The organism is Streptomyces sp. NPDC091972 (assembly GCF_044756385.1).
Classification (GTDB): Bacteria; Actinomycetota; Actinomycetes; order Streptomycetales; family Streptomycetaceae; genus Streptomyces.
In genome coordinates this window covers 171,812-188,655 of record NZ_JBIVSV010000014.1, presented here as the reverse complement: position 1 = coordinate 188,655, position 16,844 = coordinate 171,812, and the positions used below count along the sequence as shown (strand labels likewise).

Below are 16,844 nucleotides of genomic sequence, written 5' to 3'. Positions count from 1 at the left end.
ACCACAACATACGTGTGACGGAAGCGGTTACTCTGCTCGTAGCCACTGCAACAAACGTGGTCCTACAGTCATCCGCGCATCGAGTTGTCGCCCGGGTCTTTCCCCGTGAGCACCATGCCGCCGGCGCCCCTTGATGCCCATGTTTCTTCCTCTGAGGAGCATTGCCTTGCACAGAAGAAAGAGGGCCGTTGGCGTGCCCGTCGGGATCGCCGTGAGCGCGTTGGTCGCGGGCTCCTTGCTCACCCTGCCCGGTCACGCACACGCCGACGACCCGAGCGCGACCGCAGACTCCCGCCAACAGGCGCTGCTGGCCGCGGCCGAGGAGTTCGACATCCCGTCGAGCGTTCTGCTCGCCCTCTCCCACCAGGAGTCGGCGTGGGAGGGCCACGGCGCCCTGCCGAGCACCGACGGCGGTTACGGACCGATGAACCTCACGGACGTCACCCCCACCATGCTGGCGGGCGGTGCCGCGGGCGCGGCCGGCCGCGCCGACCTGGACTCCCTCGCCGCGGACCCCGCACTGCACACCCTGCGCCAGGCGTCCGAGCTGACCGGGCTCTCCGTCACATCCCTGCGTGAGGACGACACCGCGAACATCCGCGGGGGTGCCGCCCTGCTCGCCTCGTACGAGAGGGAGTTGGTCGGGGCGACTCCCGCGGACCCCTCCCAGTGGTACGGGGCCGTGGCCCGGTACAGCCAGGCCAAGCAGAAGCAGGCGGCTGCCTCCTTCGCCGACCGTGTCTTCCGCACGATCCGCAGCGGCGCGTCGGCGACCACCCAGGACGGCCAGCGCGTACGTCTGCCCGCCGGACCGTCCGTCGATCCCGACCGAGGGCAGATCAACTCCCTGCGCCTGAAGACCTCGTCGACGGCGGCCGCCACCGAGTGCCCCACGACGGTCGACTGCACCTTCGTGGCCGGATCACCCGTCGGCCGCCAAGTCGCCGACCGGCCGACCAACGGCATCCGTATCGACACGATCGTCATCCACGACCTGGAGTCCACCTACGACGCCGGCGTGGCCGGCCTGGCGAACCCCACGAACCCCGCCGCGACCCACTACGTGATGTCCTCTTCCGGCGCCGTCACCCAGATGGTGCCCACCAAGGACATCGCCTTCCACGCGGGCAACTACTCGACCAATCTGCACTCGATCGGCATCGAGCACGAAGGGTACGCCGCGCACGGCGCCGCCTGGTACACGGAGGCGCAGTACCAGGCCACGGCAGACTTGGTGAAGTACCTGGCCGGACGCTTCGGCATCCCGCTGGACCGACAGCACATCGTCGGGCATGACAACGTTGCCGGTCCCAACTCCGCCTTGGTCTCCGGTATGCACTGGGACCCGGGTTACGCCTGGGACTGGAATCACTTCATGAGCCTGCTCAACGCCCCGGTCAGCGGTGTGTCCGAGGTGCCGCAGCCCGGCTCCGTCGTGTCGATCAAGCCGTCGTTCGCGGACAACGTGCAGACCCTCCAGATATGCCCCTCCGACGACCCGACCGGCCAGACGGCCACCTGCACTGAGCAGCAGCATCCGACCAACTTCGTCTACCTGCACACCGCTCCGAGCGAGACGGCTCCGCTCTTCGGCGATCAGGCGATCCACGGCACCGCGCCCGGCACCGACCGGGTCAACGACTGGGGCAGCACGGCTCAGGCAGGGCAGCAGTTCGTCGTCGCGGACGTTCAGGAGGACTGGACCGCGATCTGGTTCAGCGGTGCGAAGGTGTGGTTCCACAATCCTGGTGGTGCCAACACCCGTACCAGCTACGGAGTGAAGATCATCAAGCCCGCGGGCACCACACCTGTGTCCCTCTACGGCTCCAGCTACCCCGACAAGGCCGAATATCCGGCCGGCCTGGGCGCCTCCACGCAGGCGCCGCTGAGCATGTACGCCATTCCGACCGGTCAGGCATATGTGGCTACGCGGGAAGCGGCCGCTACCGACGACTACTTCCCCTCGAGCGGAGCGGTGGTCATCGGAGGCAAGAAGATGTACACCATCCAGTACAACCACCGTGTCGCCCTCGTCTACGCGAACGACGTGACCGCGACCACGGCCGTGCACCACTGGGAGAACGGCAGCAACTGAGCCGCCGGCCAGGGTAGTTGAGTAACCGCAAGAGGGCTCTCACGCGACGTGCCGTCAGGCACACCGGGTGAGGGCCCTCGACTTTCCTGTCAACTCCCGCCGTGTCGACCCGAGCTCCCCCATTCGGTACCCGCCGACCCGTCACATGCGGGGGTCCTCGCCGGTCAGTAGGGACATGAGCCATTCCCTCGCGTCGAAGACCGGCACCGACGAACCTGTCACCGTCATCAAGACCTACACCGTGCCGACGGACGAAGCCGACCACTTCACCGTCGTATATCAGGAGAACGCCCGCATCATGGCGGCCCAGCCCGGCTTCCTCCGCTCCCGCCTGCACCGTCCCCTCCGCGACGGCGCGGAGACCCGCTTCGTCCACATCGCGGAGTGGACGTCGGGGACCGCACTCGACAAAGCCACCGACAATCCCGAGTGGCACGCCTCACTGCAACGCATGTTCGACGACCCCAACCTGCACATCACCTCGGAACCGGCGAGCTACCGCGTCGTGGTCGAGCTTCATCCCTCCTGACACCACGTCACCCGGCACTCTGGCCGCGCACCGCTGATGCCTCCGTCAGCTGTGGCGTGTCGGCGTGCCGGGCGTCTGCCCGCGGAGGAGGCGTCTTCATGCGGGCTGGGCGGCCTGACCCAGATGGTGTGACCCTGTCGAGGGGCATCATGTCGGTCAAGGACGCCTACGGCAGCCAGTGAGACCGCCCCTCGTGGCTGAGGCGCACACCGTCGTGAATCGCTGGTGGCCGTTCGGCCGACCGCATCTACGGGTGCGTGTCCGTGATCGCGATGATCTCGTCGAGGCGGTCCAGGGCGGCCTGCAAGTCGTCGACCTTGGCCTGGATGCGCTCGCGCTCAGCTCGCAGCATGGCTCGTTGCCCGGCGTCGGTGTGCCCGGAGTCCCAGCACGGCAGGAGTTCCGCGATCGTTCGGCTGGTCAGGCCGGCGGTGAACATCTGCTGGAAGAAGCGCACCAGGGTGACGGCGTCCTGTCGGTAGAGGCGCTGGCCGGACGGGCTGCGCTCCGCGACGAGCAGTCCCTGCTGCTCGTAGTAGCGCACGGCGCGGACCGAGACGCCCGCGCCCCGCGCCACCTCGCCGATGCGGATCAGCCGCTCGGGCGTGGCCTGCGTGACGGTCATGGTGATTCCCCTCACCCCGGCCCTGCGGACCAGCGCTTGCCTCTGACGTTGGCGTCAGGTTTTAGCGTACCGGCCATGGACATCAACAACGCCGTCGCCCTTGTCACCGGAGCCAACCGCGGGCTGGGCCGCGCCTTCACCCAGCGCCTGCTCGAACGGGGCGCCAGCAAGGTCTACGCCACGGCCCGCCGGCCTGAGAGCGTGGACCTGCCCGGGGTCGAGGTACTGCCCCTCGACATCACCGATCCCGCATCCGTGAGGGCCGCCGCCGAGGCCGCCCCGGACGTCTCGCTCCTCATCAACAACGCGGGAATCAGTACGGGGACCGACCTGGTGACCGGTTCGCTGGACGCGGTCCGGCAGGAGCTGGAGACCAACATGTTCGGCCACCTGGGAATGATCAGGGAGTTCGCGCCGACGCTCGCCAGGAACGGCGGTGGCGCGATCGTCAACGTCCTCTCCGCCATGTCGTGGTTCGGGGGCAAGGGCGCCAACGCCTACCACCTGACCAAGGCCGCCGCCTGGGCCATGACCAACGGCGTCCGCCTGGAGCTCGCCGAGCAGGGCACGCTCGTGACGGCGGTGCACCTCGGCCTGGCCGACACCGACATGGCGGCGGGTTGGCCCGTGGAGAAGATCGCCCCCTGGGACCTGGCCGACGCGGCGCTCGACGGTGTCGAGGCGGGCTCGGCCGAGGTTCTCGCCGACCAGTGGAGCCGGGGCGTCAAGACCCGGCTGACGCTGACGCCGGAGGAGTTCAACGCCGAGATGGAGCGCGCCCTGGCGGCGCTTCTGGCGGCCTGAGGGACTCCGCGCACCACGCCGGTTTCGGTCCCCTGCTTCCGAGGTCGGTCGATCGACACTCCCTCCGCAGGTGTGGATCTTCACGTTGTGGCCTAGCGTCGGCGGGAGTGGCAGTCGCGGGTGCCTGCCTGGTGCCGAGGCCGCCGGAGGCCCGGACCTCGACGACGGCACCGGTACGCCGCTGGCCGTCGACTCCGCGGCGGCCGGCTCCCTGAACACGCACAAACGGCCATGACGACCTGGACGGTCGATGCCACCCGGGGCGCGACCGCGGCCCCAACTTCGCCCCTCCCTGGCCTCGGACGCGCGGTACTTCAGAGCGTCGACCGCCGCCCGCGAGACGTCCGGGACGTTGGCGGTGGCGCGCTCCGGCCCCGCGGCCCCGGCTGACCTCCCCGTCAGGTCACCGGCCCCGCGCTGGGCGGTGCGGGGTCGTAGGCGGACTCTTCCGTGAGGTCACGTAGGCGTGTGGCGGCGGTGAGCATGTCCTGGTGGGTGGTGAAGAGGGCGTTGACGCCGAAACGGAGCAGGTCGGGTGCGCGCATGTCGGCGATGACGCCGCGCTCAGCGAGGGCGACGGTCAGACCGCGGGCGTGGGGGTGTCGGAGGGTGACCTGGCTGCCGCGACGGTCGGGGTCGGCCGGGGTGACGGGGGTGAAGCCCAGCGGGGTGAGGAGTTCGCCCGCGCAGCGCAGGAAGAAGCCCGTCAGGGAGAGGCTCTTGGCGCGGAGCCGGGTCAGGTCGACGCCGTCGAAGGCGGTGAGGGCCGCTTCGAGGGCGGTCAGGGACAGGATCGGCGGGGTGCCGATGCGGGCACGGGCGATGCCGGGGGCGGGCGTGTACGAGTCGGCCAGCGCGAAGGGGTCGGCGTGGCCGGTCCAGCCCGGCAACGGGGTTTCCAGCGCGGTGTGGTGGCGTCGGGCGACGTAGAGGAAGGCGGGAGCGCCGGGGCCGCCCGAGAGGAACTTGTAGCCGCAGCCGACCGCCAGGTCCACGCCCAGGCCGTCGACGTCCAGGGGCAGGGCGCCGGCGGCGTGGCACAGATCCCACAGCACGAGGGCGCCAGCCTCGTGTGCGGCTCGGGTCAGTGCCCGCATGTCGTACAGCTCACCGGTGCGGTAGTCGACGGGCGAGTAGCTGACGACGGCGACCCGTTCGCCCTCGGCGGCGAGGAACTGCGGGAGGTCCGCCGGGAGTACGTGCCGTACCTCCAGTTCGCGGCGGCGGGCGACTGCGTCGGCGAGGTAGCGGTCGGTCGGGAAGTGCCCGGGGTCGGTGACCAGCAGGGGTCGGTCCGGGCGGAGCGCGGCGGCGGCGTCGAGTGCCGTGAAGAGCTGCACGCTGGTGGAGTCGCCCACGATCGTCTGCCCCGGCGCCGCCCCGATGAGCGTGCCGACGGCGTCGCCGACGCGCAGCGGCGCCTCCCACCAGCTGGCCGCGTTCCAGGAGCCGATGAGTCCGGTCGCCCACTGGTGCCGTACGACGTCGTCCAGGGCGGCCGGCACGGCGGCGGGCAGCGGGCCCAGGGAGTTGCCGTCTAGGTACACGACGTCCGGCGGGAGCAGGAAGCGTGACCGGAGGTCGGCCAGGGGGTCGTCGGCGTCGAGCTGTGCGGCCTGCTCGTGCAGGGTGGCGGTTGCGGAGAGTGCGGTGGTCATCGGTGTGCGGTCTCCTCGTGGGCGCGGCCGGCGTCCGCCGGGAAGATGGCGGCCGCCATGTCCCGGAGGGTGTCGGCGACCGCGCGGGCGCCGGGTGCCCCGGGTTCGATGAGGGTGTAGTGGCCGGTGCCGGGCAGGACGACCGTCCTGAGGTCCTTGTGCACGGCCGCGTAGTCGCTGAACTGGGTGAGGGGGACCTCCTCGTCCGCGGCGCCGTGCAGGAGAACCGTGGGAACGCCGGTGGTTCCCGTGTCGCGCAGCAGGGTGAGGGGGTCGACGTCGGGCAGGCGCGATGCGAAGTGCTCCTCGCCGCCGAGGAGTTGCAGGGCGGCGTCGTTGCTGAGGCGGTCGCGGCGGGTGGCGGTGAGGTCGGTGATCGGAGCGAGGGCGAGCACGGCCGTGGGCAGGGTGCGGGTGTGCCAGCGGGAGCCGGGCGGCAGCAGGCCCCGGGCGGCGCACCACAGGGCGAGGTGGCCGCCGGAGCAGTGGCCTGCCAGGACGTAGGGGCGTCCGTCGGGCAGTGTGTCGACGATGCGGGCGACGTCGTCGAAGGTCTCGGGGTAGCCGCCCGCGCCGCCGGACCGTCGGAAGCCCGGGAGCAGGACGTCGAAGCCCTGCGTGTTGAGCCAGGCGGCGAACGGGGTCAGGTGCATGCGGTCGTAGCGCCAGTAGCCGCCGTGCAGGAGGACCACCAGCGGAGCGTTCGGGTCCTCGGACGGCCAGGCGTCGTAGGTCTGGTGGGGGTGGTCGCCGTAGCGGCCGTGCACCGGTGCCAGAACCGGCTTCAGGCTCAGCACCCGCTGTTCTTCCTCGGCCGCGAAGGCGGAGATCGTCCTAGATGTCACCGCGCACCTCCCACAGTTCCGGGAAGACCTGGCGGGCCGCGCGCTGTTCGAGCCAGGCGAGTCCGGCGGATCCGGCGCTGCCCGGTTTGGCTCCCATGGCGCGGCGGACCACGAGGACGTGGTCGAACCGCCATCGGGTGACGAGTTCGGCGATGTCGGTGAGGAGTTCGCCCAGCGCGAGGTGGGGGTGGTGCTGGGGTCCGGCGTAGACGCGTCTCCAGGTCTCCTCCACGCCGGGGTCGCTGTCGTAGGGGCGGGTCACGTCCCGTTCGCGGACGTGGGCCGGGACCGGCAGGCCCTGGCGGTGCAGGTAGGCCAGCACGTCGTCGTACAGGGACGGTTCACGGTAGGTCTCGGCGAGCGCCTCGTGGACGGCCGGGTCGCCGCGGTGGGCCCGCAGCAGGCCGGCGGACTTGTCGCCGAGGAGGAACTCCATGTGCCGGTACATCGCCGACTGGAAGCCCGAGGCCCGGCCGAACGCGGCCCTGAAGCCGTTGAACTGGGCAGGGGTCAGGGCGGCGATGGGCGCCCAGGCGCCGTTCAGAGCGGTCAGCGCACGGCGGCTGCGCACCAGCGCGTCCATGGCGGCGGGCAGGTCGTCCTTGGCGAAGGCGACCTTGGCGGTGCGCCACTCGTGCACGATCAGCGTGAACCACAGCTCCATCACCTGGGTGGTGACCAGGAAGCCCATCTCGTCCGGGGCCTCGGTGAGGGGGTGCTGCAAGGTGTTGAGGACGGAGGCGCGCACATACGTGTCATAGGGGCTGGCCCCCTCGAAGGGGCAGGTCAGGGCGTCGTCGGTCGCCGGTGCGTCGAGGGTGGTGGTGCGGTCGGTCATCACATCTCCCAGGAGTGCGTAGGGGTCACACACCGAGGTGGGCGCCGCCGGAGGCGTCGATCCACTGGCCGGTCACCCAGCGGGCGTCGTCGCTCGCGACGAAGGAGACGACGTCCGCGATGTCCACCGGGTCGCCGAGCCGGCCGAACGTGGAGGCCTCGGAGTAGCGGCGGCGGATCTCCGGGTTGGCGAGGGTGGGGTTGATCTCCGTCTCGGTGTAGCCGGGTGCGACGGCGTTGACGGTGATGCCCCGGGGGCCGAGTTCCTGGGCCAGGGAGAGGGTGAGGTAGTCGAGGGCGGCCTTGGTCATGGTGTAGGAGACGATCGCCGGGAAGGCGACACGGGTCGCGACGGAGGAGATGTTGACGATCCTGCCGCCGTCGCGGAGACGGTCCAGTCCGCGCTGGATGATGAAGAACGGCGCCTTGGTGTTGATGGCGAAGACGCGGTCGTAGTCGGCCTCCGTCACCTGGGCGATCGGGCGGGGGACGGTGATGCCCGCGTTGTTGACGAGGATGTCCAGGCCGGCCGGGGCGTCCTGCTGCGCGAGGGCGTCGTCGAAGGCGGACCACAGGGTGTCGGCGTCGCCGGGGACACCGAGTTCGGCGTGGACGGGGAAGGCGCGGCCGCCGTCGGCCAGGATCTCCTTGACGGTCCGCTCGGCCGCCGTCAGGTCGTGGCCGTAGTGGACCGCGACGAGGGCGCCCTCGCGGGCGAGGCGGTGGCTGATGGCTCTGCCGATGCCCCGGCTGCCTCCGGTGACCAGGGCGGTCTTCCCCGTGTGACGGGCGGTGGCGGTCATCGTGGGTCTCCTTCGCTGCGGGGTGGCGTGGTGGTGGCGATCTGGCGCCGGCATCGACCGGGGTCTCCGGTGCGCATCGGGCGTCGAAGTCGAGGGCGATCGGCGTACACGGTCTCGGATGTGCCTCAGGCGTCGAAGTCGAGGGTGATCTCGGGGGTGCGGGGCCGGGCGCGGCAGACGAGGGTGTAGCCGGCGGCGCGGTCCCGTTCGTCCAGGGCGTGCTGGCCGTCCGCCGTCACCTGCCCGGCTACGACCTTCGCGCGGCAACTGCCGCACACGCCCTCCCGGCAGGCGTAGGGCACGTCGGGGTGGCTGCGCAGCAGTGCGTCGAGCAGGACCGGGTCGTCCGGCAGGGCGGTGGCGGCGCGGCGGCGCCCGTCGAGCAGGGCGGTGACCCGGTACTCGCCCGCCCTCGGTGCCTGTGTGACCGGCTCCGGCTGCCGTGGCTGCGTGCCGTCGGCGGTGAACAACTCCCAGCGCACGAGGGAGGGTTCTGCCCCCAGGTCGGCCAGCACCTGCCGTGCGGTGGCGACGAGTCCGGGCGGTCCGCACAGGGCGAACGTGGTGTCCGGGCCCGGACGGGCGTCCACGGCCGCCAACAGCCGGCGCACTCCGGACGCGTCCAGCCGCCGGGCGAGCGGACCGCCCCCGCTCCCCCGGTCCTCCCGCGTCAGCACGTACAGGACGGTGAAACGGTCGACGAACTCGTCCTTGATCTCGGCCAGTTCGTCGGCGAGCACGGCGTCGGCGGAGGTACGGACCGAGTGGACGAGGCTGACCCGGCAGGCCGGGTCCCGGCGCAGGGCGTGGGCGGCCATCGGGGCCAGCGGGGTGATGCCGGTGCCGCCCGCGAGGAGGACGTGGTGGGCGCCCGGCAGCCGAGGCAGGGCGAAGGCCCCGGTGGGCGCGGAGAGTTCCAGTCGCGCGCCCGGCGCGAGCCGGGTGGTGGCGTACTCGCCGAAGCCGCCGGGGCCGGAGCGTTTGATCACCAGGCGGAGTGCCGTGGGTGTGTGCGGTGGCGGGCAGATCGAGTAGCTGCGGCGCAGTTCGGCGCCGGAGGCCTGCCGGTGCCGGACGACGACGTGCCTGCCGGGGTGGTGGGCGAAGACGTCGCGCAGGCCGGTGGGTACGTGCAGGGTGACGGCGACCGTGTCGGCGCTCAGGTGACGGACCTCGATGACGTCCAGCGGGTGCCAGCCGGTGCGGCGGGCCGGACCGGCCGGTGCCTCCTCGAGGAGGGCGGGCGGGGCGGTGTTCACGGTGTGCCTCACAGCGCGGTCAGGTGGGGGAAGGGCTCGCGGCACGCCGTGCACCACAGCACCGACTGGCAGCGGGCCGGTCCGAAGGCGCTGTGCGGGCGGGTGGCCCGTGAGCCGCAGTGCGGGCAGGGCACGGCACCCAGTGCGACGGGTACGGGGCTTGCGGGCGCCGGGGTCACGGGTGGGGCGATGCCGTGCGCGGCGAGGGCGCGCCGCCCCTCGGGAGTGATGCGGTCCGTCGTCCAGGGGGGTGTCAGGACGTGCCGGACGCGGCCGTCGGGGTGGCCGCAGGCGGTCAGGACCTCCCGCACGGCGGCGGTGATCTCGGGCAGCGCGGGGCAGCCCAGGTAGGTGGGCGTGATCTCCACCTCCAGCACGCCGTCGGTGCCGGGGGCGACGCGGCCCACCACACCGAGGTCGCCGAGGCCGATCACCGGCAGTTCCGGGTCCGGGAGCGCGGCCACCCGCTCGCGCACCTCCGCGGCGGAGAGGCCGACCGTGACCGGTGCGGGTACGGGTACGGGTGCTGGCGTAGGTGCGGGTGCCGGCGTGGGTGCGGGTGCGGGTGCGGGCGCGTTCACCAGGTGCCTCCGGGGAACTGCCGCCGTACGCTCTGGAGTTCGGCGATCAGCGGGCCGAACTCCTCGGTGTGCAGGCCCGCGCGCCCGCCGGTGGCGGTCCAGGTGGGAGTGGGCACGGTGAGTCCCGCCTCGGTGACGACGTCGGTGACCTGTCCGAGCCATGTGCCGCGCAGGGGTGCCGGGGAGGGCACGGCGCCGGACGCGGCCAGGCGGCGCAACACGTCGTCCTCCGCGAAGAGTTCGTCGGTGTAGGGCCACACCCGTTCCAGGGCGAGTCGCATGCGGCGCGCGCTCTCGGCGGTGCCGCGTCCCAGCGTCACCGTCCAGCGGTCGGCGTGCAGCCGGTGGAAGGCGACCTCCTTGGCTGCCCTGGCCCCGAACGCGGCGAACTCGGGGTCGGCGCAGTGCGCGAGGCTCTCGTAGTAGAGGACGGCGTAGTGGGTGTAGGCGAGCTGCCGGGCCACGGTCACGGCGAAGTCGCCGTTGGGCAGCTCGGTCAGCAGGGCGTTGGTGAACTCGCGCTCGGAACGCCCGTAGGCGAGGTCGTCCTCGGTGCGGCCGGTTCCGTCGAGCCGGCCGGCGCGGGTGAGCAGGGCGCGGGCGTGGCCGATCAGGTCGAGGGCGATGTTGGACAGGGCCAGGTCCTCGTCGATGGTGGGCGCGCGGGTGATCCACTGGCACAGCCGCTGTCCGAGGACGAGGGCGTCGTCGCCCAGGCGCAGCAGATGCCGTGCCAGGTCGGGATCGGCGGCGGACGGCGGTTGGCCCGGCGCGGTGCCGGGGCGCACCGCCGCGACGTCACTCGTGGTGCTCACCTTCGGGGCCTTTCTCGGTCAGCGGCGCGTAGTGCTCGGGGTAGCGGTACGGCTTGTGGCGGGCGCCCGCGAAGTACGGGTCGCGCTCGTCCGGGGAGGCCGTGTGCACGGCGTCGGAGCGGACCACCCACAGCGACAGGGGATCGCCCCGACGCGTGTACAGGTCGCGGGCGGCGGCCAGGGCCGCGTCCGGGCCGGCGGCGCGCACCGATCCGACGTGCTGGTGGGCCAGGCCCCTGCGGGCCCGCAGGAACACCTCCCAGGACGCCGGCGCGCCCTCCCGTGCCGTGCTCATACGGCCGCTCCCCGTGGTTCGTCCGTCCTCGTGGCGTACGCGACGGCGGCCTCCCTGACCCAGACACCGTCCTCGTGCGCGGCCAGGCGGTTCGCGATGCGCTGCCGCGCCCAGTGCGTGTCGTCGCCCAGAGCCGTGCGGTAGGTGTCCCAGTCGACGGGCGTGAAGTCGTAGTGGCCGCGCTCCTCGTTCCAGCGGATCGCCGGGTCGGGCAGCGTCAGGCCCAGGCGCTCGGCCTGCGGGACGCAGGTGTCGACGAAACGCTGGCGCAGCTCGTCGTTGGTGTGGCGCTTGATGCCCCAGGCCATCGCGCGGCGGGAGACCGCGGCCCCCAGCGCGGCGGTCCGCGCGTCGGCGCCGCCCGCCTCGGTGTCCGGCGGCCCGAACATCAGGGCCACGGCCGGCAGCCACCAGCGGTTCACCGCGTCCTGCGCCATCGCCTTCTGCTCCGGCGTCCCCTCGCACAGCGCGCGCATCAGGTCGTAGCCCTGGCGCACGTGGAAGGCCTCCTCCTGGCAGACGCGGCGCATCGCCCGCGCGTAGGGCCCGTAGGACGTACGGCACAGGGGTGCCTGGTTGATGACGGCGGCGCCGTCCGTCAGCCAGGCGATGGCACCGGTGTCCGCCCAGGTCAGCGCGGGATGGTTGAAGGTGGCCGAGGCGCGCTGGCGGCCGTGGTGGAGAGCGTCCAGCAGGTCGGCGCGGTCCACGCCGAGCGTCTCGGCCGCGGAGTACAGGTACAGGCCGTGGCCCGCCTCGTCCTGGACCTTCGCGAGCAGGACGGACTTGCGGTGCAGGGACGGGGCGCGGGTGAGCCAGGCGCCTTCCGGCTGCATGCCGATGATCTCGGAGTGGGCGTGCTGGGCGATCTGACGGACCAGCATGCGGCGGTAGCCGTCGGGCATCCAGTCGCGCGGTTCGATCGTCTCGCCGTCGGCGATGAGCGCGTCGAAGTGCGCGAGCAGGTCGTCCTCGGCCGTGGCCGTGGCGTCCGCGGTGGCGGTGATGCCGTCCGCGGTGGCGGTGGTGCCGTTCGTATTGGCGGTGACGTCCGCGGCAGCGGTGGCCTCCGTGGCGGCGGCGGTGGTCGACGTGGTCACCGTGCACCGCCCGCGTGTCCGGCCGGCCTCGCGGTGCCGCCCCGCTCCCGGCCAGCGCCCGGGCATCCGGCGGCCGCCGCGGCGCCGCCCTCCCCCCGGACACCGCCCGGCCGTCCGGTGACCGCCGAGGCGGCGCCGTGGTGCGGGGACCGTTCCGGGGCCCGGACCCGTACCGGCTGCCTGGGCACGCGCATCACTCCTTCGGTTCGACGACCGCCCGCGCGGGGCGCCGGGCGGAGCGGGTTGCTTCGTTGCGGTAAGAGGCCGGGTGCACGGCCCGGCTATCCCCGCCGGGTGAGGTTCGCAGGCGTGACAAAGCTCACGGGAGGGCCCGGGGAGTGCGGCCGGGCGGTGCGGCCTCTTGAGGAGGTGACAGTCGTAGACCGCGGCGGCCGGCACGCCGAGGCGAAAGGGGAAACCATGAGCACCATCAGGGAGTTGCTGGTCGAACTCACCGGCACCGCCGAGTACGCCGACCGGATCGGCGACGACGCCGACCTGGCCGCCAGCGGCATCGACTCCGGGGACCTGGTGCGCCTGGTCCTGCTGGTCGAGCAGCGGCTCGGCGTCGAGATCACCGCCGAGGACATGGAGGAGCTGCGCACGATCGGCGACTACGAGCGTTTCGTGGCCGAGCGCGCGGGGGCCGGCGCGAGCGGCGGTGCGTGATGTGGCTGACGCAACTGCTGGAGCGCAACCGCCAGTGCCGGCCCGGCCGTGTCGCGCTGGTGGACGACGACCGCAGCGTCACCTGGGCCGAGCTGCACGACCGTACGCTGCAACTGGCTCATGGGCTTGCGGAGTTGGGCATCGAGCGGGGTGACCGCGTAGCCGTGCTCTCCAAGGACCGGATCGAGGTCCTGGAGAGTTACTTCGCGCTGGCCCGGCTCGGCGCCCTGTTCGTGCCGCTGAACCACAGCCTGGCCGAGCCCGAGGTCGCCGGGATCGTCGAGCGGGTCGGCGCGGTGGCCGTCCTCGGCGAGTCCGAACTGCTGGACCGTCACGCCGGCCTGCCGGACTCGGTGCGTGTCCGGGTGGCCTTCGACAAGCCCGCCTTCGCGGCCCTGGGCACCCTTGCCCCCGAGCGGGACCTGCCGGACGTCGCCGACACCGACCCGATCGCCGTGTTGCACACCTCGGCGACCACCGGACAGGCCAAGGGGGTGACGGTCGACAGCGCGTCGTTCCGCGCGATCGCCCTCGGCTGGCTGGTGATGGCCCGCCCCACCGACGACATCGTGATGGTCAACTGCTGCCCGCTGTACCACGGCAGCATGGTCGTGTCCCTCACCTACCTGGCGGCCGGCGCGACCGTCGTGCTGATGCCCGGGTTCACCCCGCAGCGGGCGCTGTCGGCGGTGGAGCGCCACCGTGCCACGCACATGTGGCTGGTGCCGCAGATGCTGCGTTTCATGCTCCAGGCGAAGGCGTCCGCGCACACCGACCTGTCCTCCCTGCGGGAGGTGCTGTACGGGGCCGCTCCCATGCCACTCGACGTCTACGCCGACGCCGTCGAACGGCTCGGGTGCGGTTTCCGGCAGGTGTACGGCATGACGGAGGTGGGCGGCCCGTTCGTCACACTCGGTCCCGACGAGCACCCCGCGCCCGGGGACGTCACCGCCCGCATCCCGTGCGGACGGGTCGTGCCGGGCATGTCCGCCCGTGCCGTGGACGAGGCCGGCCGGGAACTGCCGCCCGGCGAGATCGGCGAGATCGTGGTGCGCGGGCCGGGCGTCATGCAGGGCTACTGGAACGACCCGGAGGCCACGAGCGAGATCACCCGGGACGGCTGGATCAGGACGGGTGACCTCGGCTTCATGGACGACGAGGGCCGCATCAGCCTGGTGGACCGCACCAAGGACGTGATCATCCGTGCGGGGCAGAACGTCTACCCCTCGGAGATCGAGCGCGCGCTGATGACCCACCCGGCGGTCCGGGACGCGGCGGTCGTCGGCATGCCCGACGAGGACTACGGCGAGGTGCCGCTGGCCTACGTCGCCCTGGAGCCGGGTGCGGAGGCGGGCACCGCGGAGTTGCTCGCACACGTCGCGGGGCTGCTCGCGCCGTACAAGCGGCCGCGCCGGGTGGAGTTCATCGAGCAGGTGCCGCGCAATCCCGCCGGGAAGATCATCAAGAAGCTGTTGCGGGTATGAGCGCGTGCGAGGGCGGACGGCGATGACCGAGCGCCCGACACAGCCCGGGCCGGCCACGACGTCCGCGTCGTGGCCGGCCCGGGCTGGTGTGGAGCTTGGGTCGGCGGTACAGGGCGGCGAGAGGCCCGTGCGGCCAGGGCGATCCCGCGAGGAGCCGGCGTCAGCGCTTCAGGGCTCCGGAGAGCCTGTGCGCCCGGGCCGAGCCCGCGAGGAGCCGCAGCACCGTGGCAAGCCGTTGCCAGGGCTGGGCGAGGAGCTGACCGCGCTGCGTCCGCTCCTTCTCGCCGCCGGGCTCGGGCTCGGTGTCGCGGCAGTCTCCGAGCCGGGAGCGGAACCGGCCGGGCCCGCCGAGGCGGCCGCCGCGGCGTCGATGCCCGAGCAGCGTCGGCTGGAGTTCCTGGCCGGCCGGCGGGCCGCTCGCAGGGCCCTGCGAGCGGTGGGGCTGGACTGCGGTGAGATCCCCCGCTCGGGGCGCCTGCCGGTCTTCCCGCCGGGCCGGGCCGCGTCGATCTCGCACAGTGCGGGGATCGCCGTAGCCGTGGCGCACAGGACCGACGGAAGGCTGCCCCCCGGCTGTGACCTGGAACTGCGGCCCCTCCCCCGCGCAGCGGCCCGTCTGGTGCTGCGTGCGGACGAGGAGCCATTGCTCGCGGTCTGGTCGGTGACCGCGTTGTTCTCCGCCAAGGAAGCGGCGTGGAAGGCTTTCGCCCTGGCGGAGGGGGGCCTACGGGACTTGCGGGCCTCCGCCTCGTCCTGCGGGGACGAACTGCGTGTCTGCCGTCGCTCCGATCCCGCGAGCGCCGTACGGGTGCGGGTCGTGCACCTCGGCGCGGCGATCGGGGCAGCAGGAGTGTTCAGCTATGTGACCGGCCCGGACGCCGCCCACCGCTGACAGGAAGCCGCCCGCCCCCGGGTGTGCCGGGGACGGGCGGGGCGACGGGTCAGCGCTCCGGCGTCGTGCCGCCGTCCTGGTAGGAACGCCGCACCGCGTCGGCCGCCTTGTCGGTCTGGGCGTCGTACTTGTTGCCCGTACGCTCGTCGACCATGCGCTCGGCGCCAGAGACGCCCTTGTCCGCCTGGTCGGGGTGGCCCTTGGCCATCTCCTTGGCCTTGTTCATCATGTCGCCCAGCTTGCCCATGGGGGGTACCTCCAAGAGGTCGCGTGCGTCGTACCCCGCCGCAAGTACCCCTCACGGCGAGGGCGAATCACCCCAGGTCGCCCACCCGGGCGGCCATGTTGCCCGCCGGGTGCCGGTTGTCGTGGATGAGCTGGTGGGCGAAGCCGATCTCGTCGAAGTCGAAGGTGCGGGACAGACACGGGTCGATGATTCCCTGGTCGATCAGCCGGGTGACCTCACGTGCTTCCCGTGCCGTCGCGACGTGCGAGCCCTGAAGCCGCTTCTGCCGCATCCACAGGAAGCGCAGGTCGACGTCGCCGTTGTAGCCGGTGGTGCCGCCGCAGAGCACGACCATGCCGCCGTTGTCGCACAGGTACAGGGACGTGGGGATGGTGTCGGCGCCGGAGTGCTCCAGCACGATGCGCGGGCTGCGGCGTTCGCCCAGCACCTCCCAGAAGGCCCGCCCGAAGGCCCGGGCCCCCGACAGCCAGCGTGCCATCGCCGCTTCGTCGGAGGTGTCCGGCAGCCGCCCCCAGTGGTCGAATCTCCGCCGGTCGATGAAGCCCTCGGCGCCCAGCTTGAGGCAGAACTCGCCCCGCTCCTCGCTGGAGACGACCGCGACGGGGATGCCGCCGACGTGCCGGACGAGCTGGATGGCGATGCAGCCCAGTCCGCCGGCGCCGCCCCAGATCAGTACCGGGTCGCCCGGGCGGACCGTGTGCGGCGGCCAGCCGAAGAGCTGGCGGTAGGCGGTGGCGGCGGTCGCCATGTAGCAGGCCGCCTCCGCCCAGGACAGCCGGGCGGGCTTGGGGTGGCACATGTAGTCGTCGACGACGGCGAACTGGGCGAAGGAGCCGTAGTTCTCCTCGTAGCCCCACACCCGCTGGCTGGCGGACCAGGTGGGGTCGCCGCCGAGGCGGATGTCCTCGGCCTTCTCGTCCCAGCGGTTGGCGAGGACGACGACCTCGTCGCCGAGCCGCACCCCGCGTACGTCCTCGCCGACCGCCCACACGATCCCGGACAGGTCGGAGCCGCCGATGTGGAAGTCCTCGGTGGCGCCCGCCTTCTGCCGGGCGGCGATCACGTCGAGCGGCGAACCGAGGGCCGCCCAGACGTTGTTGTAGTTGATGCCCGCCGCCATCACCTTCACCAGGACCTGCCCGCGCTCCACGGGCGGGACGTCGACCACCTCGGTGCGGAAGGCGTCGACGGGCTGTCCGTAGCGCTCACGGCGGATGAGCGAGGCGTACATCTTCTTCGGGACGGTGCCGATCTCGGGGGCGTCACCGAGTTCGTAGAGGTCCTGGGTCGCTTGCACGCTGGTTCT

Annotated in this window: 18 protein-coding genes; 6 read left to right on the top strand and 12 right to left on the bottom strand. The window is 72.3% G+C overall.

The window, feature by feature from the left end; all coding sequences use genetic code 11:
- Positions 1–139 precede the first annotated feature (139 nt).
- Positions 140–2,095 carry an N-acetylmuramoyl-L-alanine amidase gene (locus tag ACIQJT_RS33805; protein ID WP_402649609.1) on the top strand — a complete coding sequence of 652 codons (1,956 nt, stop codon included), beginning with the start codon at positions 140–142 and terminating at the stop codon, positions 2,093–2,095.
- A 175-nt stretch (positions 2,096–2,270) separates the two neighbouring features.
- Complete coding sequence (locus ACIQJT_RS33800) at positions 2,271–2,624, top strand: antibiotic biosynthesis monooxygenase family protein (RefSeq protein WP_402649608.1); 354 nt, start codon at positions 2,271–2,273, stop codon at positions 2,622–2,624.
- A gap of 247 nt (positions 2,625–2,871) precedes the next feature.
- Here the strand turns inward: ACIQJT_RS33800 and ACIQJT_RS33795 are convergent, their stop codons facing one another.
- Positions 2,872–3,249 carry a MerR family transcriptional regulator gene (locus ACIQJT_RS33795; protein ID WP_402649607.1) on the bottom strand — a complete coding sequence of 126 codons (378 nt, stop codon included), beginning with the start codon at positions 3,247–3,249 and terminating at the stop codon, positions 2,872–2,874.
- A gap of 75 nt (positions 3,250–3,324) precedes the next feature.
- On the opposite strand from ACIQJT_RS33795, the gene ACIQJT_RS33790 reads away from it, so the two are divergent.
- Entirely contained in the window at positions 3,325–4,053 is a 729-nt protein-coding gene (locus tag ACIQJT_RS33790; RefSeq protein WP_402649606.1) for an SDR family oxidoreductase, read from the top strand.
- Positions 4,054–4,451: 398 nt separating this feature from the next.
- On the opposite strand, the gene kynU is transcribed toward ACIQJT_RS33790, so the two are convergent.
- The 9 genes from kynU to paaA form a co-directional block, all read right to left on the bottom strand.
- Positions 4,452–5,711, bottom strand: a complete 1,260-nt coding sequence (gene kynU / locus ACIQJT_RS33785; protein WP_402649605.1) for a kynureninase — start codon at positions 5,709–5,711, stop codon at positions 4,452–4,454.
- On the bottom strand, positions 5,708–6,556 hold the full coding sequence (locus ACIQJT_RS33780; protein ID WP_402649604.1) for an alpha/beta hydrolase family protein: 849 nt from the start codon (positions 6,554–6,556) through the stop codon (positions 5,708–5,710). The genes kynU and ACIQJT_RS33780 overlap by 4 nt, the downstream gene beginning before the upstream one ends.
- The gene (locus ACIQJT_RS33775) at positions 6,546–7,394 is read right to left on the bottom strand and encodes a tryptophan 2,3-dioxygenase (RefSeq protein WP_402649603.1); all 849 of its coding nucleotides are present in this window, start codon (positions 7,392–7,394) and stop codon (positions 6,546–6,548) included. The genes ACIQJT_RS33780 and ACIQJT_RS33775 overlap by 11 nt, the downstream gene beginning before the upstream one ends.
- Before the next feature lie 25 nt (positions 7,395–7,419).
- Positions 7,420–8,196 (bottom strand): SDR family oxidoreductase, encoded by a 777-nt coding sequence (locus tag ACIQJT_RS33770; RefSeq protein WP_402649602.1) that lies wholly within the window; start codon positions 8,194–8,196, stop codon positions 7,420–7,422.
- A gap of 125 nt (positions 8,197–8,321) precedes the next feature.
- Positions 8,322–9,455, bottom strand: a complete 1,134-nt coding sequence (locus ACIQJT_RS33765) for a 2Fe-2S iron-sulfur cluster-binding protein (protein WP_402649601.1) — start codon at positions 9,453–9,455, stop codon at positions 8,322–8,324.
- An 8-nt stretch (positions 9,456–9,463) separates the two neighbouring features.
- Positions 9,464–9,931, bottom strand: coding sequence for a 1,2-phenylacetyl-CoA epoxidase subunit PaaD (paaD, locus tag ACIQJT_RS33760; RefSeq protein ID WP_402649697.1), 468 nt, complete (start codon positions 9,929–9,931; stop codon positions 9,464–9,466).
- A 101-nt stretch (positions 9,932–10,032) separates the two neighbouring features.
- Positions 10,033–10,824: a 1,2-phenylacetyl-CoA epoxidase subunit PaaC gene (gene paaC / locus ACIQJT_RS33755; protein ID WP_365460175.1), complete on the bottom strand. Its 792-nt coding sequence runs from the start codon at positions 10,822–10,824 to the stop codon at positions 10,033–10,035.
- A 10-nt stretch (positions 10,825–10,834) separates the two neighbouring features.
- Positions 10,835–11,146, bottom strand: a complete 312-nt coding sequence (paaB, locus tag ACIQJT_RS33750; protein ID WP_402649600.1) for a 1,2-phenylacetyl-CoA epoxidase subunit PaaB — start codon at positions 11,144–11,146, stop codon at positions 10,835–10,837.
- A complete protein-coding gene (gene paaA, locus ACIQJT_RS33745) occupies positions 11,143–12,153 on the bottom strand; it encodes a 1,2-phenylacetyl-CoA epoxidase subunit PaaA (protein WP_402649696.1) in 1,011 nt (336 codons plus the stop codon). The genes paaB and paaA overlap by 4 nt, the downstream gene beginning before the upstream one ends.
- A 513-nt stretch (positions 12,154–12,666) precedes the next feature.
- Here paaA and ACIQJT_RS33740 point away from each other — a divergent pair.
- The 3 genes from ACIQJT_RS33740 to ACIQJT_RS33730 all read left to right on the top strand — a co-directional run bounded on the left by ACIQJT_RS33740 (position 12,667) and on the right by ACIQJT_RS33730 (position 15,291).
- On the top strand, positions 12,667–12,915 hold the full coding sequence (locus ACIQJT_RS33740) for an acyl carrier protein (protein ID WP_094051564.1): 249 nt from the start codon (positions 12,667–12,669) through the stop codon (positions 12,913–12,915).
- The gene (locus tag ACIQJT_RS33735) at positions 12,915–14,399 is read left to right on the top strand and encodes a class I adenylate-forming enzyme family protein (RefSeq protein WP_402649695.1); all 1,485 of its coding nucleotides are present in this window, start codon (positions 12,915–12,917) and stop codon (positions 14,397–14,399) included. The genes ACIQJT_RS33740 and ACIQJT_RS33735 overlap by 1 nt, the downstream gene beginning before the upstream one ends.
- 187 nt (positions 14,400–14,586) lie before the next feature.
- Positions 14,587–15,291: an enterobactin synthetase gene (locus tag ACIQJT_RS33730; protein WP_402649599.1), complete on the top strand. Its 705-nt coding sequence runs from the start codon at positions 14,587–14,589 to the stop codon at positions 15,289–15,291.
- Between the two features lie 49 nt (positions 15,292–15,340).
- On the opposite strand, the gene ACIQJT_RS33725 is transcribed toward ACIQJT_RS33730, so the two are convergent.
- Together ACIQJT_RS33725 and ccrA are read right to left on the bottom strand one after the other, a co-directional pair.
- Positions 15,341–15,538 carry an antitoxin gene (locus ACIQJT_RS33725; protein WP_053849222.1) on the bottom strand — a complete coding sequence of 66 codons (198 nt, stop codon included), beginning with the start codon at positions 15,536–15,538 and terminating at the stop codon, positions 15,341–15,343.
- Between the two features lie 67 nt (positions 15,539–15,605).
- Positions 15,606–16,835, bottom strand: a complete 1,230-nt coding sequence (ccrA, locus tag ACIQJT_RS33720) for a crotonyl-CoA carboxylase/reductase (RefSeq protein WP_402649598.1) — start codon at positions 16,833–16,835, stop codon at positions 15,606–15,608.
- Between the last annotated feature and the right edge of the window lie 9 nt (positions 16,836–16,844).